The following is a 23,197-nucleotide window of genomic DNA, read 5'->3' on the forward strand; positions in this document are numbered from 1 at the left end:
CCGGGCAGCAGAATCGCGCGTGCGCAGCCGGGACCGGCGGGAGGCGATCGTGCACGAATTGGCGGTGACGGAGAGCGTCATAGCGGCGATTTCACAGCAATTGCCCGATTCTCGGGTGGCCGTCGTCCACCTGGAAATAGGGAGACTTTCCGGTGTCATGCCGGACGCCGTGCGATTCTGCTTCGAACTCGCGGGCGAGGGGACCTGCGTGGAGGGCGCCCGTCTCGACATCACCCGGTCCGAGGGGACGGGGGACTGCGCGAGCTGCGGGGCGTCCTTCCCGGCGCGCGATCCCCTCTCCCTGTGCCCGTGCGGCAGCGCCGACGTGATGATCAGCGGCGGCGCGGACCTGACGATCACAGCGGTGGAGGTCGCCGACGATGTGTGAGACCTGCGGATGCGACGCGGGCGCCGCCCCGCGCCTGACGACCCTCCCGGCACCGGACCACGGCCACGGGCATAGGCATGGGCATGGGCATGGGCACGGGCGCGTCGTCCCGCTGGGGCAGAAGGTCCTGGCGCGCAACGACGACCTGGCCGGGCGGAACCGGGCATGGCTCGCCGCGCGCGGCGTCCTCGCGCTCAACATGATGAGCTCGCCCGGCTCCGGCAAGACGACGCTGCTGGAACGGACCATCGCCGAACTGAGCCCGTCCCACCTTGCCGCCAGTGGGGGGACGACCCCCCACAACCACCCTTTCTCAGTGATCGAGGGCGACCAGGAGACGCTGTTGGACGCGCGCCGCCTCGCCGCCGCCGGGGCCCGCACCGTGCAGGTCAACACCGGCGCCGGCTGCCACCTCGACGCCGCGATGGTGGCCGGCGCGCTGACCGCGCTGGACCCGCCGGACGGCTCGACGGTGTTCATCGAGAACGTCGGCAACCTCGTCTGCCCCGCGCTGTTCGACCTCGGCGAGCGCGCCCGCGTCGTGCTGATGTCGGTCACCGAGGGCGCCGACAAGCCGCTGAAGTACCCCCACATGTTCCGCGGCGCGGACGTCCTGCTGCTCAACAAGATCGACCTGCTGCCGCACGTGGACTTCGACGTGGACGCCTGCCGCGACGCCGCCCGCCGCGTCTGCCCCGGCCTGAGCGTCCTCCCGGTCTCCGCCACGCGAGGCGACGGCCTCGACACCTGGTACGACTGGCTGACCGACACCGAGCGACCTGCTTGACCTGGAGTGTGCTCCAGCTTCTAACGTTCAGGAGGACGAGAGAGGGAGCACATCTGTATGGAGTACCGCAGGCTCGGCCGGACGGGTGTCCGGGTCAGTGCGCAGTGCCTCGGCGCCATGATGTTCCACAAGTCGGGTGACACCGACGAGTTCGAGCGCATGATCCACCGGGCACTGGACTCGGGGATCAACTTCATCGACACCGCGGACATGTACTCGCGCGGCGAGAGCGAAGAGGTCGTGGGCCGCGCCATCGGGGAGCGGCGGGACGACATCGTCCTCGCCACCAAGTTCTTCAACCCCATGGGCGAGGACCGCAACATGCGGGGCGGGTCGCGGCGCTGGATCGTCCGGGCGGTGGAGGACAGCCTCCGCAGGCTGGGGACCGACCGCATCGACCTTTACCAGATGCACCGGTACGACTGGAGCACCGACATCGAGGAGACGCTCGGGGCACTGGACGACCTCGTCCGCCAGGGCAAGGTGCTCTACCTGGGGTCGTCGTCGTTCCCGGCCGACTGGATCGTCGAGGCGCAGTGGGCGGCGCAGCGCAGGAACACCGCGCGGTTCGTGTGCGAGCAGCCGCAGTACTCGATCTTCGCGCGGTCGGTCGAGAACGACATGCTGCCCGCCGCGCTGCGGCACGGCATGGGCGTCATCCCGTGGAGCCCGCTGGCCGGAGGGTGGCTGACCGGCAAGTACCGGCGCGGCGAGCAGGCCCCCGCCGAGTCGCGGTTCGCACGCGGCGACCGGCTCGCCACCGACCCGAGCACGCCCGCCCGCTTCGACGCCGTCGAACGCCTGGAGCGGATCGCCGACGAGGCGGGCCTCTCGCTGACCCACCTGGGGCTCGGGTTCGTCACCGAGCACCCGGCCGTCACCTCGACCATCATCGGCCCGAAGACGATGGAGCAGCTCGACGACCTGCTCGCGGGCGCCGACGTCCGGCTGAGCGGCGACGTCCTCGACGCGATCGACGAGGTCGTCCCGCCGGGCACCGACATGGGCGGCATCGACCACATGACGGGCAACCCGTCCCTGAAGCCGAGAAACCGCCGCCGCTGACCCGACGTTGACTTGCGGCGTGTCGTTGTTATCAGCGCGTCGAAAACAACAACACGCCGCAAGTCAACGGGGCGCTAGCGGATCAGGGGGTCGCGGGGGAGGCCGAGGATGCGCTCGCCGATCTGGTTGCGGGTGATCTCGGACGTTCCGCCGGCGATCGACATGCCGCGGGAGCCGAGGCGCATCAGGCCGGCGAACTCGCCGAGGCCGTCGGTGAACGCGGTCTCCGGGCCGGCGAACGCGGCGAGCAGGTCGGCCGTGGCGTGGCCGTGCTCGGCGAGGACCAGCTTGGTGATGTTGCCCTCGGGGCCGGGCTCACCGCCCGCCACGGCGCGTTCCGCGGACCGGAGGTTGAGCAGGCGGAGGGCGTGCTCCTCCGCCAGGTAGGCGCCGACGCGCTCGGCGGCGGCGGGGACGCGGTCGCCGCGCTCGGTGTAGAGCTTCACGGCGTCGGGTCCGGGCGGGCCGCCGACACCGCCGCCGATGCTGACGCGCTCGTTGCCGAGCGTCGCGCGGGCCACCGTCCAGCCCTGGTTCGGAGTCCCGACGACGTCGGCGTCGGGGACGAACACGTCGGAGAAGAACACCTCGTTGAACTCGGCGTGGCCGGTGGTCTGGCGCAGCGGCCTGACCTCGACGCCCGGGTGCTCCATGTCGATGACGACCATCGTGACGCCGGCGTGCTTGGCGGCGTCCGGGTCGGTGCGGACGGTGGCGAAGCCCCAGCGGCAGTAGTGCGCGCCGCTCGTCCAGACCTTCTGGCCGTTGATCACCCAGCCGCCGTCCGCCTTCACCGCGCGGGTCTTGACGGCGGCGGCGTCCGACCCGGCCTCCGGCTCGCTGAACAGCTGGCACCAGATCTCGTCGCCGTTCAGCGCGGGGCGCACCCAGCGGTCGATCTGGTCCTGCGTGCCGTGCTGGATCAGGGTCAGGATCACCCAGCCGGTGATGCCGTACTGGGGGCGCTTCACACCGGCGGTGCGGAACTCGTCCTCGATGACGAGCTGAAGCCCGGCGCTCGCCTCCACGCCCCACGGGCGCGGCCAGTGCGGCTGGACGTACCCGGTCTCGATGAGCTTGTGCCGCTGCTCTTCCCGGGGCAGCGCGGCGATCTCGCGGGCCAGCTCCCGGATCCGGGGACGCTGCTCCTCGGCCTCGGGCGGCAGGTCGAGGTTCGCCTCCCGGACGACGCCTTCGGCTCGCAGCCGCGTCACGTCCCGTTCGGCGGCGCGCGGGTCGAACACGGCCTCCAGCGTGGCGGCCCGGCGCAGCAGCAGGTGCCCGTCGTGCTCCCAGGTGAAGCCGATGCCGCCGTGCACCTGGATGTTGAGGCCCGCGTTGCCGGTGAACGCGGGGATCGCGAGCGCGCCCGCGACGGCCGCGGCCAGCTCGAACTGCTCGGACGGACCGGACGCCGCCCGTGCCGCGTCCCACACCGCGGCCGTGCCCAGCTCCGCGGCGACGAGCATGTTCGCGCAGTGGTGCTTGACGGCCTGGAACGTCGCGATCGGGCGTCCGAACTGCTGCCGGACCTTGGCGTACTCGGTCGAGGTCTCCACGCATTCGAGCGCCCCGCCGACCGCCTCGGCGGAGGCCACCGTGCGGGCGAGCGCGGTGGCGTGCGCTCTGGCCCCTTCGAGGACCGCCTCGGCGGTCACGCCGTCGAGGCGGACGCGCGCCGACCGGCGGGACGGGTCCAGGTTGCCCGGCACCTCGACGGTGACGCCCGCCGCGCCCGCCCGCACGACGACCATGTCGTCGCCGGCGGCGAGGACGAGCAGCTCCGCGAGCCCGCCGCCGAGCACGACCCCGGCGTCTCCGGAGGCGGCGCCGTCCCGCACGGTCACGGAGCCGTCCAGGCCGAGCGCCGCGGGGGTCTCTCCCGAGGCCAGGCCGGGCAGGAATCGCGCCCGCTGCCCGCCGTCGCCCGACGCGGCGATCGCGGCGGACGCGATCATCGTCGGCAGGAGCGGGCCCGGCGCGACGGCGCGTCCGAGCTCCTCGGCGACCACGACGAGTTCCTGCAGCCCGGCCCCGCCGCCGCCGTGCTCCTCGGGGAGGTGCAGGCCGAGCAGGCCGAGGCCGGCGAACTCCGTCCAGTAGCCCGGCAGCGTCTCCTTGTCCGCCTCCAGCAGTGCCCGGTTCGCGGCACGCGCGTCGTGGTCGCGCAGGAACGCGCGCGCCGTCCGCGCAAGCTCGCGGTGCTCTTCGCTGATGGCAATCGCCATGGCCCCTCCAAGGTCCGTCCGCCTCGGCACCCGCCCGGCACGTCGGCTAGCGGTCGACTGTCGCGCTGCCATTCTGGACCGAACGCCATTCGGCCGTACATCGGGGCGGGCGGTCTATTTTCCGGGACCGGTCACCACCCGCTACCCCAGCGCGTGGACGAAGCGCAGCGCCTCATCCCGCCCCATACCCGTCTCGGCGCAGGCCAGCGCGACCGCCGACTCCAGGTCACCGGCATGCTTGAACTCCCGCACCCGGTCTGAAGGCACGCCGGACGGCCCGCCCTGCGACACCGTGGGCAGGCGTCCCTCCCGGAGGGCCTTGACGTAATCCTTCGCGGCCTTCGAATCCAGGCCGGTCCCCTTGCGCACGAGCCTGGCCGCCTCTTTCGGCCTCCTCTCGGCGAGGAGCGCGTGCACCTTCGCCTGGACGTCGGGCGGCACGGCCCTGGCGAACACCACGCCCTTCAGGACGTCCACATACTCCTTGGCCTCTTTGAGCCCCGCACCCGTGGCCTCCCGGACCAGCTTGATGGCGGGGATGTGCCGGCCTCTCTCGACCAGCACGATGACCCGGTCACGGGTCTCCGAAGGCACATACGGGACAAACGACGTCACGTGATCTCTCCTCGGTGCGACGGGCGTCCGATTTTTCCTGCATCCGCGGCCGGCCGCATCTCTCAGCCCAGCGGCCGGCGTCCGAGGAAGGCGACCAGCCGCTCCCCCGCGCCGGCGTCCGGCCCGGGGTCGACGGGCTCGGCGAACAGGGGACCGCGCTCCTCGGGCACCACCAGCGGGCAGAGCTTCAGCAGTTCGTCCGCCAGCCCCGGAGGGATCGGCCGCCGCTCACCCGACGCCTGCGCGACGTCCCAGCCGTGGACGGCCACCTCGACCGCCCCCGCGGCGGCCATGAGCCCCCCGCCCAGGCGGCGATCGCCGACCGACACCTCCCCCAGCGCGCCGGACGCCCGCAGCAGCCGGACGGCGCTCACCCGCACGGCCGACACGGGATCGTCCGCCAGGACGAGCGGCTCGGGCTCCAGCGCGACCCGTCCCAGGCGCGCCCCCTCCCCCAGCGCCGCCAGCGAGTCCCGCAGGTGCAGCAGCAGCTCTTCGAGGTTCCACGAGCGGCACGGTGTCCGGCGCGGCAGCATCTCCGACGTCACCCCTTGGACCGACGTCAGCGCGAAGCCGATCGCCCGCTCCAGCAGCCCGCCGTCCCGCGACGCCGGCAGCCACGCGCTCATACGCTCGTACATCGCCGATCCAATCAATGGTGACCTGCCTCTCACCTGTGGACCGCCGCCGTCCCGGAAAGTCATCGCCCCGCCACGTTTCCGCACCTCAGGTCGAACCCCGTGCGGCCCGTTCCCGTATGACCGGCCGAGGGAGCCCACCCGGAACTCGAGAGTCGCGGTGGACGGAGAGATGTTGAAGGCGCGTGCCGGATGACCACGCCAGGCGAGGCCGACCCATGGGCGCGGTTCCTGACGGCCCTCGAAACCGGATGCGGTACCTGCGGCGGCAGGGGCCGGACCGTCCGCGCGCAGTGGCGCGCGTGGTACCGGCAAGCCGACGAACTCGTCAGGGTCGCGCAGGCCGCGCGCCGTGCGACGGACCTGAACCCGGCCGCGGACCTCGTCAACGGCTTCGCCGGACCGGGCTTCGCCGACCCGGCCGAGCCCTCCATCGTCACCGCCGTGGACCGGGCCATCGACGACCACATGAAGGCCCGTCCGCAGTGCCCCGAGGAGGAACCCTGCGAGACCTGCCACGGCTCCGGCATGCTCCTGACCGCCGCAGGCCACCGCCTGGCCGACCTCCTGACCCGCCACGGCTTCCTCCGCGACAGGTGACCCCCCGCTCAGCCGGTGTCCGCGTTTCCGTGCAGGTGACGTACGACGACGCCGAGGACGCCGTCGCTCCTGAGGTAGCCGTAGTGGCGGGAGTCGAGGCTGCGGGTGGCGTTGTCGCCCAGGACGAGCAGGTGGCCGTCCGGCACGGGCGACTCGGCGCCGGACGGCAGCGAGGCGGCCACCGATGCGGGCACCGGATCGCCGGGCACGGCCGCCGCCCGCTTGATCACCCAGGTGCGGCCGGAGAGGCTCCGGCCCGCGCTCGCGGCGACGCCCGGGCCACGGCGCGTTCCAGGGCGTACCTTGCTCTCGACGACGACGATGTCACCGGTCCGGACGCGCCGCACGGGCCGGCGCCGCACGAGGACGCGGTCGCCTTCGTAGAGGGTGGGCTGCATGGACGGGCCGTCCACGTCGATCACGGCGAAGCGGCGGCGGAGCCAGACGATGAGCGCGGCGGCTCCGGCGACGGCCGCCGCGGCGGCGACGGCCGGGGTCATGGCGCCGGCGCGTCCACGGCCGAGGCCGGCCGGTAGCCGTGGGCCTGCAGCGTGAACAACCGGGCGTACGTGCCGCCCGTCGCGATCAACTCGGCATGGGTGCCCTGTTCCACGATCCGCCCCTGGTCGAGGACGACGAGCAGGTCGGCGTCGCGGACCGCCGCCAGCCGGTGGGAGATCAGCACGCTGGTCCGGCTCGCGCGGTACTCGCGCAGGCGCGTGTGGATCTCGTACTCGGCCTCGGCGTCCAAACCGGAACTGGGTTCATCGAGGATCAACAAATCCCGTTGGTCGCGCAGGAACGCGCGGGCCAGCGCCGTCCGCTGCCATTGCCCACCGGACAGGGGGACACCGGCCTCGGAGCCGGTGGCGTCGTCTCCGGGTTTCGCCGCGAACAGGCGTGAGAGCAGCGTGTCGTAGCCGCGGGGCAGCGCGGCCAGGTCGTCGTGGACGCCGGCCCTGCGTGCCGCGGCCTGCACACGGCCGAGGTCCCTGTCGCGGAGGTCGCCGAGCCCGATGTTGTCGGCCGCCGTCAGGTCGTACTCCATGTAGTCCTGGAACACCGCGGCGATCCGCGACCGCAGTTCGGCCGGATCCATGTCGCGCAGGTCCACCCCGTCCCACAGGATCGCGCCGCGCTCGGGGTCGTAGAACCGGCACAGCAGCTTGATCAGCGTGCTCTTCCCGGCGCCGTTGCGGCCCACCAGGCCCACCGCCCGGCCGGACGGGATCGTGAGATCCACGTCGCGCAGCGCCCACGGATGGTCCGGGGAGTAGCGGAACCACACCCCGCGGAACTCGATACCGAGGCGCAGCGGCGGAGTCGCGTGCGGCTCGGCACGCACCGGCAGGTCCGGCTCGCTCTGGGTGATGGTGAGGTAATGGCCGAAGAGCAGAAGATTGTGGTGGGTCTGCGTCACCTCGCCCACCACGGAGGCCGCGGCGGCCTGTACCCCTGCCACGGAGGCGATGAGCAGCGGTATGTCGCCAACGGTGAGCGTGCCGGATCGGGCGGTGAAGAGCGCCCACACCAGGCCGGCCCCCGCGATCCCGGCGGCGAGGACTCCCAGGCCGGATTGGGTGACCATGTCGCGCCGGTCCATCCGGCGCCGTTGCGCGTCGGCCTCCCGTCGCTGCGCGGTCATCAGTTCACGGAAGTAGCGGGTGGTCCCGAACAGGCGCAGTTCCTTGGCCGCCTGCACGCTGCTCAGCATTCGCTGGAAGAAGACCTCCCGCCGCTCCACCGGGCTGATCCGCCACATCATCGCCGCACGGAGCCGGGACAGGCGCAGCTCGGCGAGCAGCGCGGGGACCGCCGCAAGCGTCACCGCCAGCGCCAGCCACCGGCTGATCAGCAGCAGCGAGCCGAGAAACCCGACGATGGTGATCGCGCCCCGGCAGGCGGCCAGCACGCCGAAGACCACGATGGCGGGTGTACTGCCACCGGCTCCGTGGGCCAGCGCCAGCCGGTCCAGGAATACCGGATTCTCGAACCTGGCCAGGCCGGGAAGCCGCTCGGCCACCGCGAAGAGCCGGTCCTGGGCGGTCAGGGCGATCCGTCGTTCGAGCTCCTGGCGAAGGTAACGGGACACGTGCGGCACCACGGCGGCCGCCAGCCCGGCGGCCAGGAGCCCGCCGCCCATCCAGGCCAGAGCCGGCCCGCCGTTGGACCGCCCCGCTATCGCGTCCAGCGCGAGCTTGGTCAGCCACGCCACACCGACCGGCACCACCGCGGCCACCAGCTCCAGCGTCCCGCAGCCGAGCAACTGGTACCGGCCGGCGTGCCATGCCAGAGCCAGGGCGTGCCCGACCCCGGCGACACCGGCCCTGGCCCCGCCCTGGCTGTCGCGCATGGGCGCGGTCACACCCCGGTCGATGCGGGCGAGGCGCTGGAGGCCGAGCGGTTCAGCTCCAAGCCGCTACTGACCACCGTTCCAGACCCGCTGAGGACGCCGAAGGCGGGGAAGGAGGTCAACGCCAGTGCCGTGCCGATCTCACCGGTCATCGGCGGCTCGATGACGACGCGGGCGACCGGCTCCAGCCGCTCGCGGTAGGTCGCCGCCTCGCCGTCCGTCCCGACGACGACGGCGATCACCTGGTCGCGTCCGCCGGGGAACGTCTTCGCGGAATCGACGAATGCGGGCAGCCTCTCGTCGCAGGCGGAACAGTGCGGTGTGAAGGCGCCCACCAAGGTCCGCCCGGACAGCCCGCCCCGGGACACCGGCTCACCGGTGGTGGCGACGGTCTCGAACGGCCCGGCGGTCTCCCCCTCGGCGAGGATCGCGTAGGGCCGCCGTCCCCCGGACGACACGTTCGAGATCAGCTCGCCGTGCTCGCGGAGCCGTCGGATCACACCGAGCATGAGAACGAGATTCAGCAGGCAGACCGCGAGAGCGAGGAAGGCCAGCGCGGCAACGGCGGGCATCAACGCATGGATCCCTTCGTGGCAGGGTGGACATCGGTGGAGGCGACGGGCTTGAACAATCCGGCGATCTCATCGGCGGTCATCACGACGGCGACGACCACGACAGCGGCGACCACGGTGGCGGCGACGCCCGCGGGCTTCAGTCGCCCGGCCGCGTCCGCGCCTCCGGCCAGCCCGAGACCGGCGGCGGCGGCCAGCACTCCGTTCCGGACGAGATGCGCAACACCGACAGGTCGGGCCGAGCCCCCGAAGCAATGGCAGGGGGCGCGGTCCCGGCGTCGCAGTGCGGCCAGCACCGCCACGGCGAAGGCACACGCCAACAGGCCGGCGAGCAGGAACCCCACCCACACGGAACGAGGCCGTAAGAGCAGCACCAGCACCGCCGCCTCGGCGGCGATCACGCCAGGGGCCAGCACACCTGCCGGGACCCGGGAGACCAACCACCGGGGACCCAGCCGGCCAGTGGCCACCACGAACCCGGAGTAGGGGTCCCGGCCGCGCAGCTTCCCCACGACCGAGGCCAGGAACACGAACCCGACCACGCACCGGCATCCCAGCACGACATAACCCATCGCAGGGCCTTCCCCGCCCGGTCGAGCGATTCAGCAGGGGTTCCGGTAATTGCATTCGTACCAGCAGTAGTTGCTGCCACCGACCGGCGTCGTGCAGCACTGCCACCGCAGACGGCTGACGTCGCAGTCATTGACGTAGATGCACACGCATGATTGAGCGGACGCCTGCGCGTGGGGGACGACCAGACCGAGCAGGCGGTCGCCGAGCTTTTCGATCTTCGAGAGCATTGCCTTTCCAGCCTCCTTCGATCCGCCTCGGCGTTCGGTCCGAGGCGGGACGTCGGCCTCCACCGCGGTGCCGCGATGCCGGCCACCGGCTCTGCGCCGTTCACGCATTTCGTCAACCGGCCCGATCAGAACAGCAGGCGGCTTCAGATCGGCTTCACGCACGCTTCACCGGCGGTGAGGACCGGTGCATGGCGGCGGGCGCGCACGCCACCACGGGACCGCATCGGTGAAGCAGATCTGAAGCCGAAACGAATGCGCGTCGGAGTAGACCTGGTTCAGCAGGCCGGGTGCTGCCGCACCCCGACTACTGATCCGGCCGGGAGAGGCGTTCGCCGTCGGCGTCCTCGGGCGGGGTCAGGAAGTTCTGGAGTTCGCGGTGGCGGAACTGGTAGGTGGCTCCGCTGATGCGGAGCAGGCGTGCCTCGCAGGCCCAGTCGAGGAAGGTCCACAGGCGCAGCGGGAGGAGGCCGCGGGCGGCCGCGACGGCCAGGCCGATCATGGCGCGGGACCAGGCGATCGCGCCGAACGCGACGCCGAACGCGACGCCGCCGGTGATCGCGCACGCCAGGGAGACGGCGACGTTCTGGTTCATGATGAACACCAGGAAGGCGGCGACGCCGCCGGTGAGCCCGAAGGCCGTTCCGATGGCCGGGTTGCGGTGCAGGGCCTCCCGTGGATGGGCCAGTTCCGTGTCCGGGCTCCAGCCGCCGGTGGTGATCGTGAAGATGACGCCGAGCGCGAAGGCGAGGACGAAGGCCCCCGTGACGCCCGCCGCGAGCGCCACCGGGCCGGCGTGGGCCGACCGGAGCGGCGCCAGGCCCGTGAGCGCGCCGCACAGCCCGAAGCCGAGCAGCGTGACCGGTTCGGCGCGGACCGCCTCGGCCACGGTCAGGCGTTCCGATCCCCGCCGCCCGGCCGCGGTCAGCCCGATGACCGCGCCGAGGACCGTGCCGCCGGTCGCCCCCGCGGCGGTCGCGTAGACCGGGCCGAAGACGGTCCCCGAGGTCAGGGCGAAGCCGGTCAGGCCGCCGAGCACGCCGACGGGGAGGCCGGCCAGGGCGCCGAGGAGGCCGCCGGTCACCCGCCGCGCGCGGGGGACGTTCGTGCGCCCGCCGGCGGCGGACGGCCACGGCGACAGCGACAGGCCGGTCGCGATGCCGACCCAGCCGGCCATGAGCGCCAGCGTGAGCCCCTCGCCGGGGTCGAGCCCGGCGCGCAGATCGCCTGGCCGGTCGACCGCCGAGCCCGTCCAGAACGCCAGCATCGCGATGAGCGAGAAGACCACGGCGCCCAGGCAGTGCAGCGCCCGGACCCGGCGCAGGCCGCCGATCGGCCACAGCAGGTGCGGGACGAGGTCGATCGCGCTCATCCCGGGCGGGCGCCCGGCCCCGCCGCCCTGCCGGCGCAGGTGCGCGGCCAGGTGCTCCAGCCAGGTCCGCACCTGGTCGGGCCGGTACGGGGTGCCGTCGGCGGTCCGCGGGGTGAGCCGGGTCGCCGCCGGGACGTACGCGTCGAGCAGCCTCCGGGCGATCCGGGCCGACGCCTCGCCGGGGCCGGCCTCCGGGTCCGCGTCCAGCAGCTCGGCGGGACGCGCGCCGGACTCCACGGCGGTCGCGATCAGCAGCAGCCGCCACGGTGTGGCCAGCGCGTCGTGGACGGCCTTCCCCGACGGCCCGGACAGGGCCGCACCGATGCCGTCGCGGTGCTCGCCGCACGGGTGGCCGTCCGGCCAGCGGGCCCGCAGGTACGAGCGGATCTGCCCGGAGGTCAGGTCGTGGAGATGGATCCGGGCGGCGTCGTCCAGGCCGATCCGCGCCTCGAACAGCTCGGCGTGGCGGTCGGCCCGGCAGGTCACCACGACCGCCCCCGGCCGCCGTCCGGAAAGGTCGCTGTACCGGTTGAGCTCCGCGAGCAGCGCGATCGCGCGGCGGGGCGGGCCCGTGGACGGCTCGGGGTCCAGTTCGTCCAGGCCGTCCACCACCGGCAGTATCCGGCGGTCGCGCACCAGCCGCCGCGCTTCCGTGGCCGTGAGCCCGAAGTCGCCCTCCAGCTGCTCGGCCAGCCATGGCTCGAACGGGCTCCCCGAGGTCCACCTGGCGGCGCTGACGCGCACCGGCACCATCCACCGGTCGCCGGGGGGTCCTTCGCCGGCCAGGAAGGGCTCCAGCAGTTGCAGCACCAGTTCGATGGCGAGGACGGTCTTGCCCGCCCCCGACTCCCCCACGACCAGCAGGCGGCGCGGGGACAGGCCGCTGAAGAACCGGCCGATCGAGTCCAGGCCGCCGACCGCCTCGCCCCCGGTCCCGCCGTCCGGCATCGGGCCGGCGTGCGGCCCGAAGGACACCGGCGCGATGCTGTAGCCGCCGAGCAGCCCTTTGCGCGCCCGGTCCTCCTCCCGCGCCACCCGCCGCGCCAGCAGTTCGACGGCCTGGTCACGTCCGGGACCGGCGGTGCCGTGGTCGTCCTGCGCGACCTCGGCCGTGCCGGGCGCCGTCGCAGGTTCCGGCGCGGGTTCCGCCGCGGCGACGCCCGCCGCGGGGCCGGTCGAGGCCGCCAGGGCGGTTCTGGCCACGCGCCATCGTTCGATTTCGCGGGGCAGCAGCTCCGGCGGATGGTCGCAATTGCGCAGGCATGCGGTCACGAAGGCCCTGACGAAGTCCCACCGCGGCAGCTTGTCGGTCTGCCGGAGGACGTGCGAGATCGTGCTCCTGGGCAGGGCGTCGACCTTCGTCCCGTCCGGGGCCGCCGTCTGGCCTCCGAGGGAGCGCAGCCTGCTGAGCGACGGCTCGCCCGCCCACTGCCTGAGCCGGATCAGCGAGCGCACGAAGTCCTCCGTGCCGCCCGCGCGGGGCGGACCGGGCGGATCGTCGCGGTCTGCGGTCATGGGTTCTTCCTCACCAGCGCCCACACGAACGTCGCCCTGCCGCGCCGCGGCCACCGGCCGTCCCGGCACGTGCCTTCGAGCGTCTGGACGTGACGCGATTCCATAAGGTAGTTGCGCGCCTCGTCGGCCTCCACCAGGTCCCGGCCGACCGCGATGGGCACGAAGCCGTGCCGGGGGATGTAGACCCACCGGCCGCGATCCCAGTCGTACGGGTCGACCCAGTGGTGGCGGACGGTCCCCGACACCGTCACCTCCCGGCCGGTCCGGGTCAGGACGAACGATCCCTGCGACCGCAGCAGGCTCATCCTGCTGACGTAGAACAGCTCCGTGCCGATGAACGCGTTGATCCGCGCGTCCCAGTGGTCGTTCAGCCAGGTGGAGGCGCCGTCGTCCAGCCGGTGGGCCTCCCGCGCGAGCTGCCGCTCGAACCTGCGGTGGTTCTTGCGCTCGGCGCGCCGGATCGCCCGGAACGAGCGCAGCCAGCGCTGCGACAGCGTGCGGGTCTCCCCGGCGCCGTCCATGAAGTGGTTCAGGAAGTCGGCCGCGACCGGGTGCACCGTCCGGCTCTGGTCGACGATCGAGCGGAACAGGACGGCGAGCTCCACGGCCGGCCGCCCGGTGCGCCGCCGGAAACCCCGCAGGAACATGCTCGTCCTCTTCATCGCGGGACCGGTGTCACGGGCACGTTCGCCGGTACTTCTCCTGCGGCACGTAGTTCTCCCATTCGTCGCGGGTGAGGGGGCGTCCTGCGTTGGCGCACGCCGCGGCCACCGGGTCGGCGGGCAGTCCAGCGTCCCAGAGCCGGGCGGTGTCGTCACCGGCCACCGTGGCGAGGACGTCTCCGTTCCGGCCGTAGGCGATCGCGGTCACGCCGCGGTTGTGCCCGGTCATCGGGTCACCGAGTTGCCGGTGGGTGCGCGTGTCCCAGAGCCGCACGCGGTCGTCGGAGGAGCCGGTGGCGAGAACCCGGCCGTCCGGGCTGAACGCGAGTGAGGTGATCGCGCCCTCGTCCACGACGAGGGCGGCCCCGACCGGGCGGTCGCGGGCGACGTCCCAGAGCCGGACGCTGGAGTCCGCGGCCGTGAAGGCGAGGGTCCGGCCGTCGGGGCTGAACGCCAGGTCGTTGACCAGCCCGAGATCGGCCGTGGTCAGCGGGGCACCGATCTGGCGGCGGGAGGCGACGTCGAACAGGCGCACCCGGTTGTCGTAGCCCACAGTCGCCAGTGTCGCGCCGTCGGGGCTGAAAGTCATCGCCGTGATGATTTCGGTGTGCCCGGGGACGCGGATCCGGCGCCCGCTCTCCCGGTGGCGGGCCACGTCCCAGAACGCGATGGCCTCGTCCTGGTGGACGGCGACATGCCTGCCGCCGGGGCCGAGTTCGGCCACACCGCCGAGAGTGCCGTCATGGGCGATCTCGCGCCTTGTCGCGACGTTCCAGAGCCGCAGGCCGTCGGAGCTGGACGTCATGAGCGTCCGGCCGTCGGGGGTGAAGGCGAGCGAGGTCACGGTGCGGCGCGCGTCCGGGAGTTCCAGCGGGGAGCCGATGCGTTGCTGAGTGGTGCGGTCCCACAGCTGGACCGCGGGGCCGTCCTCCTCCGGCACGCCCGTGGCCAGCGTCCGTCCGTCAGGGCTCAGCGCGACGGCGGCCTGGGCGGGCATGCGGGTCCCGGCCTGGACGTGGGTATGCGGGTCGGCCAGCCGCACCGTCCCGTCGGCGGAGGCGGCCGCGAGCAGCCTCCCGTCCGGGCTGAACGCCACCTCCTCGACGGGCGCGACGTTGTCCGACAGCGCGAGCACCTGTTCCCGGCCGGCCGTGTCCCACAGGACGGTGCGCCCGGTGTCCCCGCCGGTGGCGATCCGCGTGCCGTCCGGGCTGAACGCGATCGCGTTGTAACCCGCTCGGCGGTCACGGAGCACACCGGTCTGCTCGCGCGTGGCCATGTCCCACAGCCGGGCGGTCCGGTCGAAGCTCACGGTCGCGAGGGTGCGCCCGTCCGGGCTGACGGCGACATCGGTGACGTCCTGGGTGTGGCCCTTGAACGGATCGCCGACCCGGTCGGACGTGGCGGTGTCCCAGAGCCGCGCGGTCTTGTCCTTGCTCGCGGTGACCAGCGTCTTCCCGTCCCGCGAGAACGCCACCGCGTGGACCGCGGTCGAGCGCTCCGGCGAGTCGTCGGCGCGGCCCATGGGAGCCCCGCGCGGACGGTGCGTCGCCGCGTCCCACTGCCGGACGACGCCGCTGCGGTCCCCGGTCGCGAGAGTCCTGCCGTCCGGGCTGTACGCGAGCGCCGTCACGGCGGTTTCGAGGTCCAGAGGGGCGCCGGCCTCGCGATGGGTGGCCACGTCCCAGAACCGGACGATGCCGAGGCACGCCGTCGCCAGCGTCCGGCCATCGGGCGCGAAGGCCACCTGGGCGACGTCGGAGCAGTTGTCCTTGCGATGGCTGATCGGCGCTCCGAGCCGCCGTCGCGATGCCGCGTCCCACAGCCGCGTCGCGCCGTCTTCGCCCCCGGTCGCGATGACCGACCCGTCAGGGCTGAACGCCATCGCGGTGACGCCGCCCCGGTGCCCGGCGAGGGTCCCCCGGCCGTTGCGGGCCGCCGCGCTGAGCAGGCGGCTGCGGGCCTCGTCGGTGGACGCGATCCGCCACGCGGCCACGGCCAGCATCGAGGACAGCGCGGGATCGCCGACGACCTCGCTCTGAGCCGCGAGCTGGCGGGAGACCGCCACGCTGCGCTGGCGGTCCGCGTCGCCCGCCGCGTCGACGGCGACGCCGGCCGCGACGAGTGCGAGCGCCGACAGCGTCGCGAGCCCGGCCTGGACGAGCCGCCGGCGGCGGCCCGCCTGCCGCGCCGCCCGGGTCGATGCCGCGAGGAAGCCCGCGGCGGTGGGGCCGGCCGGCGGGAAGCTGCCGGGGTCGCGTTCCCAGCGGGGCCTGACGTCGTCGACGGCGAGGAGCCGGGCGCCGCGGTACAGGAAGGCGGGATCGCGGTGGTTGTCGGCCCACTCGTCGGCGTCCTCGATGAGCCGGTCGTAGACCGTCTGCGCGTCCAGGTCGGGCGCGAGCCACTGCCGGAGGGCCGGCCACGCGGTCAGCAGCGCGTCATGGGCGATCTCGGCGGCGTCCTCGTCCAGGGTCAGCAGGCGCCGGCCGGCGAACGCGGACAGCAGCATCTCGACCCGGCCGCGCTCGTCCGCCGAGTGCGCCGACGCGGCGGCGTGGATCGCGGCCAGCGTCACCCTGCGCCGCGCGACCCGCCCGCCCGCGGTGATCACCGTCATCCGCCGGAACAGCTTGAGCGCGGTCTTGCGCTCCTCCGGCGCCAGCCGGTCGAGGACCTCGTCGGCCGTGCGCCGCACCGAGTCGTGGACCCGGCCCGACTCCTCGTATCCCCGGACGGTCAGCCTGCCGTCCTCCCGCCGCTCCCAGGTGTTGCGCAGGGCCTGCGAGAGCAGCGGCAGGGCCCCGGCCTCGAAGCGGCCGCCGGCGGCCTCGCCGGCGCGCAGCTCGCCGAGGATCGTCTCGACCAGCGCGGGTTCGACCTCCAGGTCCGCCGCCGCCGCGGGGCCGGTGATGGCCAGCCGGAGATCCGACTCCGTCATCGGCTCGATGATCACCTGGCCGTCCTGGATGGCCTCCGCGAGCGAGGGGTAGGCGGCGCAGCGGTCCCAGTAGTCCGCCCGCACGCCGACGATCACCCCGGCGTCGCACGGCGGGCCGGCCAAGGCGTGCAGGACCCGCACGAACGCCTGCCGCTCATGCTCGTCGTCGACCAGCGTGAACAGTTCCTCGAACTGGTCGACGACGAGAACGAAACGGCCGGCGGACGGGAGGTCGTCCGCGGACGACGGATCGCTCCGCAGCCGCTCTTCCATCGCTTCCGCGTGCCCGCCGAACGCCTTCGTCCATTCTTCGGCGAGGGCCCGCAACGGCTCGGACGACGGGGTGATGAGCAGGCGCGGCCAGCTCCGCGACCCGTCGATCCCCAGCATCCCCTCCGCCAGCGCCGGTATCAGCCCTGCCCGCAGGAGCGATGATTTGCCGACCCCGGAGGCACCGGAGACCAGAAGGACGGAACCACGCTCTTCCAGGCGCGGCCCCAGACGTTCAAGAAGATCACGGACGACCCTCGTCCGTCCGAAGAAGAACTCGGCCCTCTCCGCCTCGAACGGGACGAGCCCTTGGTAGGGACAGAACGCGTCCCCCTGATCGAAGGACGGCGACGCGTCAGCCTCCGGCGGGCGACTCCGCGCGCGAGCGTCGCCCTCTCCCATCTCTCCATTCTTGCGAACCGCGACAGTGTCGATCAACCGCACCCGACCTGCGCGAACACGGCCGGTGACCGCTCATGTCGGCATTCGGCTCTCGCCCTCGATCTCCGATCGGGCCGCGCGGGAGACGGTTGCGGACAGGGAAACGAGCGTCCGCGTCGCTTGGACGAAACCGACGAGCAACCGGTGGGCCGGTGTGCGGTCAATGTGCGCGGTGTCCAATCGGCGCGGCGCGGTTCGCCGTCCCGTACCTTCTCCCGGGCGTCCGGGCGTGCCTATGTTCGAGGTATGAACAGCCAGGACAGGACCCTCCCCGCGGTTGACGCCGGACGCCTTCCGCAGGAACGGCGCGTCGTCACCGAGATCCCCGGACCGAACTCGCGGGCGCTGGCCGAGCGCCGGAAGGCCGCCGTCGCCCCGGGCGTCGGCAGCGTCCTGCCGGTGCAGGTGACCGACGCCGGCGGCGGCGTGGCCGTGGACGCCGACGGCAACTCGTTCATCGACTTCGGCTCCGGCATCGCCGTGACGAGCGTCGGCAACGCCAATCCGCGCGTCGCCGAGCGGGTGCAGGCGCAGGCCGGGCGGTTCACCCACACGTGCTTCATGGTCGCGCCGTACGAGTCGTACGTGGCGGTCTGCGAGAACCTCAACCGGATCACGCCCGGCGACCACGAGAAGCGCTCGATCCTGCTCAACAGCGGCGCCGAGGCCGTGGAGAACGCGGTGAAGATCGCCCGGTACGCGACCGGGCGGCAGGCCGTCGTGGTGTTCGACCACGGCTACCACGGCCGGACGCTGCTCACGATGACGCTCACCGCGAAGAACATGCCGTACAAGCACGGTTTCGGCCCGTACGCACCCGAGGTGTACCGGATGCCGATGGCGTACCCGTACCGCTGGCCGACCGGCCCGGACGACTGCGGGCCCGAGGCGGCGGCCCAGGCGATCGACCAGATCACCAAGCAGATCGGGCCGGAGAACCTCGCGGCCGTGCTGGTCGAGCCGATCCTGGGCGAGGGCGGGTTCATCGAGCCCGCGCCGGGCTTCCTGCCCGCGCTCGCCGAGTTCTGCCGGACGAGCGGCGCCCTGTTCATCGCCGACGAGGTCCAGACCGGCTTCGCCCGGACCGGCGACCTGTTCGCGTGCGAGCACGAAGGGATCGTCCCCGACCTGATCGCCACCGCGAAGGGCATCGCGGGCGGGCTGCCGCTCGCGGCCGTCACGGGCCGCGCCGAGGTGATGGACACCGTCCACGGCGGGGGCCTCGGCGGCACCTACGGCGGCAACCCGCTCGCCTGCGAGGCGGCCCTGGCCGTCCTGGACGAGATCCAGGAGCACGATCTGGCCGGGCGCGCCCGCGGGATCGGCGAGATCATGCTGCCGCGACTGCGGTCGATGGCCGAGCGGTTCCCCGCGATCGGCGACGTGCGCGGCCGCGGCGCGATGGTCGCGGTCGAACTGGTGCGGCCGGGCACCAAGGAGCCCGACCCCGGACTGACCGCCGAGATCGCGCGCCGCTGCCACACGCGCGGCCTGCTCGTCCTGACCGCGGGAACCTACGGGAACGTGCTGCGCTTCCTGCCGCCCCTGGTCATCCCCGGCCACCTCCTGACCGAGGGCCTGGACATCATCGAGGAGGCGTTCGCCGGCTGACCCCTCCGGGGGACGTCCGGCGGCGCTCAGGCGAGCGTGACGGTCACCGGCATTTCCTTGACGCCGTTGACGAAGTTGGACCGGACGCGCCGGACGTCCCCCGTCAGCCGGATGTCGGCCAGCCGTGGCAGCAGCTCCTCGAACATGATGCGCATCTCCAGGCGGGCCAAGGCGTTGCCCAGGCAGAAGTGGGGGCTGCCCTTGCCGAACGTGACGTGGTCGTTGGGGGTGCGGGCGACGTCGAAGCGGTAGGGGTCGGGGAAGACGTCCTCGTCGCGGTTGCCGGAGGCGAACCACAGCACGACCTTGTCGCCCTCCTTGATCCGCTTGCCGCGCATCTCGACGTCGCGGGTGGCGGTCCGGCGGAAGTGGTACACGGGCGAGGCCCAGCGCAGGAACTCCTCCACCGCGGTGGGCATCAGGTCGAGGTCCTCCCGCAACCGGGCGGCCTCGGCGGGGTGGTCGATGAGCGCCCGCATGGAGTGGGTGATGGCGTGCCGGGTGGTCTCGTTGCCGGCCACCACGAGCAGCAGGAAGTAGTTGTCGAAGTCCCGGTCCGACAGCGGCTCGCCGTCGCGCGGGACCTGGTTGACCAGCCTGCTGATCAGGTCGGTGCCGTCACCGCCGCGCCGCGCGGCGCCCAGCTCCCGGCCGTACTCGAAGACCTCCAGCGAGGCGGGGCTGCGGAAGGGCAGGTCGCGGTACCGCTCGCTCTCCTCGCTGTGCAGCAGGACGTCGGCGTAGTCGGGGTCGGTGTTGGCGATGATCCGGTTGCCCCAGTCGATGAGCCGCTCGGTGTCGTCCTCGGGGACGTCCAGCATCCGGGCCAGCACGTTGATCGGGAAGTCGGCCGCGACCTCCTTGACGAAGTCGAAGGTGCCCTTGGCCAGCGCGGCGTCCAGCGTGCGGGCGGTGAGGCCGCGCAGGAACGTGGCGTAGCCGGCGACCGCCCGGGGCGTGAACTCCCGTTGCAGCAGGCGCCGCAGCGCCATGTGCCGGGGCCCGTCGGTCTCCAGCAGGGAGCGCCGGATGGCCGCCTGGCGTTCGTCCACCTCCTCCAGGTTCACGAACCGGGTGGAGGTGAAGGCGTCCGGGTCCCGGTCCGCCGCGACGATGTCGGCGTGCCGGGTCAGGGACCAGAAACCGCTGCCGCCGTCGGTCTCGGGATTCCAGTGGACGGGCTCGTGGCGGCGCAGCTCGTCGAACATCCGCCACGGCGTCCTGCCGTCCATGAAGTTGTCGAGATCGGCGAGGTCGACCGGGAGGGTGTCGGTTGCCAAGGCTGTCTCCTTACAGATGATGGGCGTACTCGCGGAACTCCCAGTCGGTGACGTACCGCTGGAACCGGGCGACCTCGTCCCGCTTGTAGGCCAGGTAGGCGCCGACGAACCGTTCGCCGAGCACGCCGGTGAGGTCCTCGTCGCCGGCCAGGGCGTCGAGCGCGGCCGGCAGCGTGCCGGGCAGCAGGGCGGCCTTGGCGGTGTCGTAGCCGTAGCCCTCCAGCGGCGGCGGCGCGGTGAGCTTGTCGCGGATGCCCAGGTAGGCGGCGGTGACGAGGGCGGCGATGCCGAGGTAGGGGTTGGCGGCGCCGTCGCCGAGCCGCACCTCCAGGCGGGTGGCGCCGCCGCGTTCGGGGGGCACGCGCACCATGGCGCTGCGGTTGTCCAGGCCCCAGTCGACCAGCCAGGGGGCGAGCGTGTCGGGGCCGAAGCGCTTGTAGGAGTTGACGGTCGGGTTGAAGATCGCGGCGAGGGCGGGGGCGTGCGCGATGATGCCCGCGATCGCCTGGTGCGCGGTCGGCGACAGCCCGTCGGGGCCCGCGTCCGGGCCGTCGAAGACGTTGTGGCCGCTCTCGTCCACGCACGACAGGTGGACGTGGAATCCGGAGCCGCCGTCGTCGTTGAACGGCTTGGCCATGAACGTCGCCATCCGCCCCTCGTTGCGGGCGAGTTCCTTGACGGCCGACTTCAGCCGGAACGCCCGGTCGGCGGCGTCGAGGGCCTCGGAGTGCTGCAGGTTGACCTCGAACTGGCCGCAGGAGAACTCGTGGTTGCCCATCGTCACGCCGAGCCCGTAGTCGCGCAGGTGCCGCAGGGTCCGCAGCAGGTGCCCGTCGGGGTCCGTCCTGCGGCCGACGGTGTAGACGTTGCCGGGACCCTCGCCGTAGCGGCGCCATCCGTTGGGCGCGGCCGGGTCGGGCTCGCACAGGAAGTACTCCAGCTCCGGGCCGACGACGGGGGCGAGCCCGAGTTCGGCGAACCGGCCGATGGCGTGGCGCAGGACCTCCCGGGGGCCCTCCGCGCACGGGACGGTGCCGTCCGGCTCGTACGCCTCGCCGAGGCACTGCGCGACGCCCGGTTCCCACGGGACGGCGGCCAGCGTGGACAGGTCGGGCCGCACGCAGATGTCGGGCAGGCCCGCGTCGATGCCGCCGGCGACGTCCACGACGTCGCCTTGGGGGCTGGTGTGGTAGACCGCGCGGCAGAACGCCAGGCCGTGCTCCATCACGGACGGCAACCGGTCCACGAGGACGTCGCGGCCACGGTCGACGCCGATCAGATCGGGGTAGGAGACCCGCACGACGTCGATGCCGTCGGCCGTCAGCCGTTCCACAACGTCGTGGACGTCCACGGAGTGCTGTGGCACTGGGCTCCCCCTCAGGACCGGAAGATTCGTTTGGACGCAAACAATATGGCCGACGCCCTGGCCTGACAAGAGTCCACCAGGAGTCGGAACGAAACCACCGTGAGATGACAGGGAGCACGAACCCGCATATTGTATGGGCCCAAACGATATCGAGGAGGGCCCATGGCACCGGTGCGGGGATTCCTGTACCCGAGGACGGCGACCGGCCGCTCATCGCTGATCCCGAGTCCGCCCTGGCACTACTCGGGCGACCTGCTCACCGTGGAGTACCGGACCGACCCGGCGCGCGTCGCCGAACTGCTCCCCGCCCCCCTCGGATCCGCGCCCGAGGACCCGGGAGCGGTCGCGGTCATCTGGGCCGACTGGCAGTCCTGCTCGGAGTCGGCGGAGGAGCTGCTCGACCCGGTGCGCTCCCAGTACAAGGAGTGTTTCGTCGTGGTGCGCTGCTCGTTCGAGGGGCGCACCTACAGCCGCTGCGTCTACATCTGGGTCGACAAGGACTTCGCCCTCGCGCGGGGGTTGCACCAGGGCTATCCGAAGAAGCTCGGCTCGATCCACCAGACCCGCCCCCACCCGTACGGGCGGGCGGCGCCGCGCATCGGCGCGGGCGGGCGCTTCGGCGCGACGCTCGCCGCCGCGGACCGGCGCCTGGCCGAGGCGGTGGTCACCCTGCGCGAGCCGTCCGAGGGCAACGGGTTCGTCAACGGCCATCCGATGGCCCACCACCGCTTCCTGCCGTCGATCGAGCCGGACGGTCCCGCGGCGCTCGACGAGCTGATCGAGTCGGGCGGCGCCGGCTTCGAGGCCGGGCCCGCCTGGACCGGCGACGCCGAGCTGCGGTTGTTCGGCTCGCCGACCGAGGAACTCGCCCGCCTCGAAGTCGGCGAGGTGATCGGCGCCTACTACCGCCAGGTCGGCGTCGTCTGGAACGGGGGCAGGCGCCTGTGGGACGGCACCGGCGGCCGATGACGCGGATCACGGTGGTCGTACGGGCGTGAACGACATGCGGCGGCGGTAGATTCGATGGCGCCCCACCCGCTCGGGGCTGGGGCGCCCGAGAGGACACACGTGACCGGCCACCACACACTGCGCGAGACCGAGCAGGCCATCCAGCGGCGGCTCGGCGACGTTCCCCTGCGCCACGACGCGATGATGGCGGTCTCCAACATCTACCGGGCCGCCGCCGCGATCCGGCAGCACTTCGAAAGCTCCGTGCTGCGCTCGGCCGACCTGACCTGGACGTCGTTCGTCGTCCTCTGGGTGGTGTGGATCTGGGGCGAGATGGAGACCCGCCACGTCGCGGAGGAGGCCGGCATCTCCAAGGGCACGCTCACCGGGGTGGCCAAGACGCTGGAGGGACGCGGCCTCATGGAGCGCGGCCCGCACGACACCGACGGCCGCCTCGTCGTCCTCCGGCTCACCGACAAGGGCCGCGAGCTGATGGAGCACCTGTTCCCCCAGTTCAACGCCGAGGAGGCGTTCGTCGTCGAGGGGCTCGACCAGGCCCAGAACACCTCGCTGGCCCAGATCCTCGGCACGATCGTGGAGCACCTGGAGAGCGAGGGCGAGACGCGCCGGGACACCCTGCGCGGCGGCGTCCCGGCCCCGCCCCGCCGCTCGGGCCGCCGCGCCCGCGGCTAGACGACACGCGCCCGCGGCTAGACGACACGCGCCCGCGGCTGACGCCCTCCCGCAC

At 72.9% G+C, this 23,197-nt stretch carries 20 protein-coding genes; 7 read left to right on the forward strand and 13 right to left on the reverse strand.

Annotated features, from left to right (window positions below; genetic code table 11):
* Positions 1-64: 64 nt before the first annotated feature.
* Genes E1281_RS05880 through E1281_RS05890 form a run of 3 tightly spaced genes read left to right on the forward strand, consistent with a single transcriptional unit; the run spans position 65 to position 2,240 of the window.
* Positions 65-388 (forward strand): hydrogenase maturation nickel metallochaperone HypA, encoded by a 324-nt coding sequence (locus E1281_RS05880; protein WP_243716635.1) that lies wholly within the window; start codon positions 65-67, stop codon positions 386-388.
* Positions 381-1,175, forward strand: a complete 795-nt coding sequence (gene hypB, locus E1281_RS05885; protein ID WP_131876111.1) for a hydrogenase nickel incorporation protein HypB — start codon at positions 381-383, stop codon at positions 1,173-1,175. Before E1281_RS05880 ends, hypB begins: the two co-directional genes overlap by 8 nt.
* 57 nt (positions 1,176-1,232) lie before the next feature.
* A complete protein-coding gene (locus tag E1281_RS05890) occupies positions 1,233-2,240 on the forward strand; it encodes an aldo/keto reductase (protein WP_131876112.1) in 1,008 nt (335 codons plus the stop codon).
* Between the two features lie 74 nt (positions 2,241-2,314).
* Here E1281_RS05890 and E1281_RS05895 read toward each other — a convergent pair whose 3' ends face one another.
* The 3 genes from E1281_RS05895 to E1281_RS05905 all read right to left on the reverse strand — a co-directional run bounded on the left by E1281_RS05895 (position 2,315) and on the right by E1281_RS05905 (position 5,724).
* A complete protein-coding gene (locus E1281_RS05895) occupies positions 2,315-4,468 on the reverse strand; it encodes an acyl-CoA dehydrogenase (protein ID WP_131876113.1) in 2,154 nt (717 codons plus the stop codon).
* 141 nt (positions 4,469-4,609) lie between these two features.
* On the reverse strand, positions 4,610-5,083 hold the full coding sequence (locus tag E1281_RS05900) for a ribosomal protein L7/L12 (RefSeq protein WP_207943121.1): 474 nt from the start codon (positions 5,081-5,083) through the stop codon (positions 4,610-4,612).
* Positions 5,084-5,145: 62 nt separating this feature from the next.
* Positions 5,146-5,724 carry a TIGR03086 family metal-binding protein gene (locus E1281_RS05905; protein WP_207943122.1) on the reverse strand — a complete coding sequence of 193 codons (579 nt, stop codon included), beginning with the start codon at positions 5,722-5,724 and terminating at the stop codon, positions 5,146-5,148.
* A gap of 189 nt (positions 5,725-5,913) precedes the next feature.
* On the opposite strand from E1281_RS05905, the gene E1281_RS05910 reads away from it, so the two are divergent.
* Positions 5,914-6,321, forward strand: a complete 408-nt coding sequence (locus tag E1281_RS05910; RefSeq protein ID WP_131876115.1) for a hypothetical protein — start codon at positions 5,914-5,916, stop codon at positions 6,319-6,321.
* An 8-nt stretch (positions 6,322-6,329) separates the two neighbouring features.
* Here the strand turns inward: E1281_RS05910 and E1281_RS05915 are convergent, their stop codons facing one another.
* The 8 genes from E1281_RS05915 to E1281_RS05950 all read right to left on the reverse strand — a co-directional run bounded on the left by E1281_RS05915 (position 6,330) and on the right by E1281_RS05950 (position 17,205).
* Positions 6,330-6,821 carry a S26 family signal peptidase gene (locus tag E1281_RS05915; RefSeq protein ID WP_131876116.1) on the reverse strand — a complete coding sequence of 164 codons (492 nt, stop codon included), beginning with the start codon at positions 6,819-6,821 and terminating at the stop codon, positions 6,330-6,332.
* Positions 6,818-8,674, reverse strand: a complete 1,857-nt coding sequence (locus E1281_RS05920) for an ABC transporter ATP-binding protein (RefSeq protein ID WP_131876117.1) — start codon at positions 8,672-8,674, stop codon at positions 6,818-6,820. Before E1281_RS05920 ends, E1281_RS05915 begins: the two co-directional genes overlap by 4 nt.
* Positions 8,675-8,682: 8 nt before the next feature.
* Positions 8,683-9,246 (reverse strand): hypothetical protein, encoded by a 564-nt coding sequence (locus E1281_RS05925; protein WP_131876118.1) that lies wholly within the window; start codon positions 9,244-9,246, stop codon positions 8,683-8,685.
* Positions 9,246-9,818, reverse strand: coding sequence for a MauE/DoxX family redox-associated membrane protein (locus tag E1281_RS05930; RefSeq protein ID WP_131876119.1), 573 nt, complete (start codon positions 9,816-9,818; stop codon positions 9,246-9,248). Before E1281_RS05930 ends, E1281_RS05925 begins: the two co-directional genes overlap by 1 nt.
* Positions 9,819-9,848: 30 nt before the next feature.
* Positions 9,849-10,208 carry a hypothetical protein gene (locus tag E1281_RS05935; protein ID WP_131876120.1) on the reverse strand — a complete coding sequence of 120 codons (360 nt, stop codon included), beginning with the start codon at positions 10,206-10,208 and terminating at the stop codon, positions 9,849-9,851.
* A 142-nt stretch (positions 10,209-10,350) separates the two neighbouring features.
* On the reverse strand, positions 10,351-12,930 hold the full coding sequence (locus E1281_RS05940) for an NACHT domain-containing protein (protein WP_131876121.1): 2,580 nt from the start codon (positions 12,928-12,930) through the stop codon (positions 10,351-10,353).
* Positions 12,927-13,592 (reverse strand): hypothetical protein, encoded by a 666-nt coding sequence (locus E1281_RS05945; protein WP_131876122.1) that lies wholly within the window; start codon positions 13,590-13,592, stop codon positions 12,927-12,929. Before E1281_RS05945 ends, E1281_RS05940 begins: the two co-directional genes overlap by 4 nt.
* 13 nt (positions 13,593-13,605) lie before the next feature.
* A complete protein-coding gene (locus E1281_RS05950; RefSeq protein WP_347813269.1) occupies positions 13,606-17,205 on the reverse strand; it encodes a hypothetical protein in 3,600 nt (1,199 codons plus the stop codon).
* A gap of 285 nt (positions 17,206-17,490) precedes the next feature.
* Between E1281_RS05950 and gabT the strand changes: the two genes are divergently transcribed.
* Positions 17,491-18,855, forward strand: a complete 1,365-nt coding sequence (gabT, locus tag E1281_RS05955) for a 4-aminobutyrate--2-oxoglutarate transaminase (protein WP_131876124.1) — start codon at positions 17,491-17,493, stop codon at positions 18,853-18,855.
* Between the two features lie 26 nt (positions 18,856-18,881).
* Here gabT and E1281_RS05960 read toward each other — a convergent pair whose 3' ends face one another.
* Together E1281_RS05960 and E1281_RS05965 are read right to left on the reverse strand one after the other, a co-directional pair.
* Positions 18,882-20,135, reverse strand: a complete 1,254-nt coding sequence (locus tag E1281_RS05960; RefSeq protein WP_243716632.1) for a cytochrome P450 — start codon at positions 20,133-20,135, stop codon at positions 18,882-18,884.
* A 10-nt stretch (positions 20,136-20,145) separates the two neighbouring features.
* Positions 20,146-21,501: a glutamine synthetase family protein gene (locus E1281_RS05965; protein ID WP_243716633.1), complete on the reverse strand. Its 1,356-nt coding sequence runs from the start codon at positions 21,499-21,501 to the stop codon at positions 20,146-20,148.
* A gap of 162 nt (positions 21,502-21,663) precedes the next feature.
* On the opposite strand from E1281_RS05965, the gene E1281_RS05970 reads away from it, so the two are divergent.
* Both E1281_RS05970 and E1281_RS05975 read left to right on the forward strand, forming a co-directional pair.
* Positions 21,664-22,470: an acetoacetate decarboxylase family protein gene (locus E1281_RS05970; RefSeq protein WP_131876125.1), complete on the forward strand. Its 807-nt coding sequence runs from the start codon at positions 21,664-21,666 to the stop codon at positions 22,468-22,470.
* Between the two features lie 99 nt (positions 22,471-22,569).
* Positions 22,570-23,142, forward strand: coding sequence for a MarR family transcriptional regulator (locus E1281_RS05975; protein WP_131876126.1), 573 nt, complete (start codon positions 22,570-22,572; stop codon positions 23,140-23,142).
* Positions 23,143-23,197 lie beyond the last annotated feature (55 nt).

This window comes from Actinomadura sp. KC345, assembly GCF_004348515.1.
GTDB lineage: Bacteria > Actinomycetota > Actinomycetes > Streptosporangiales > Streptosporangiaceae > Spirillospora.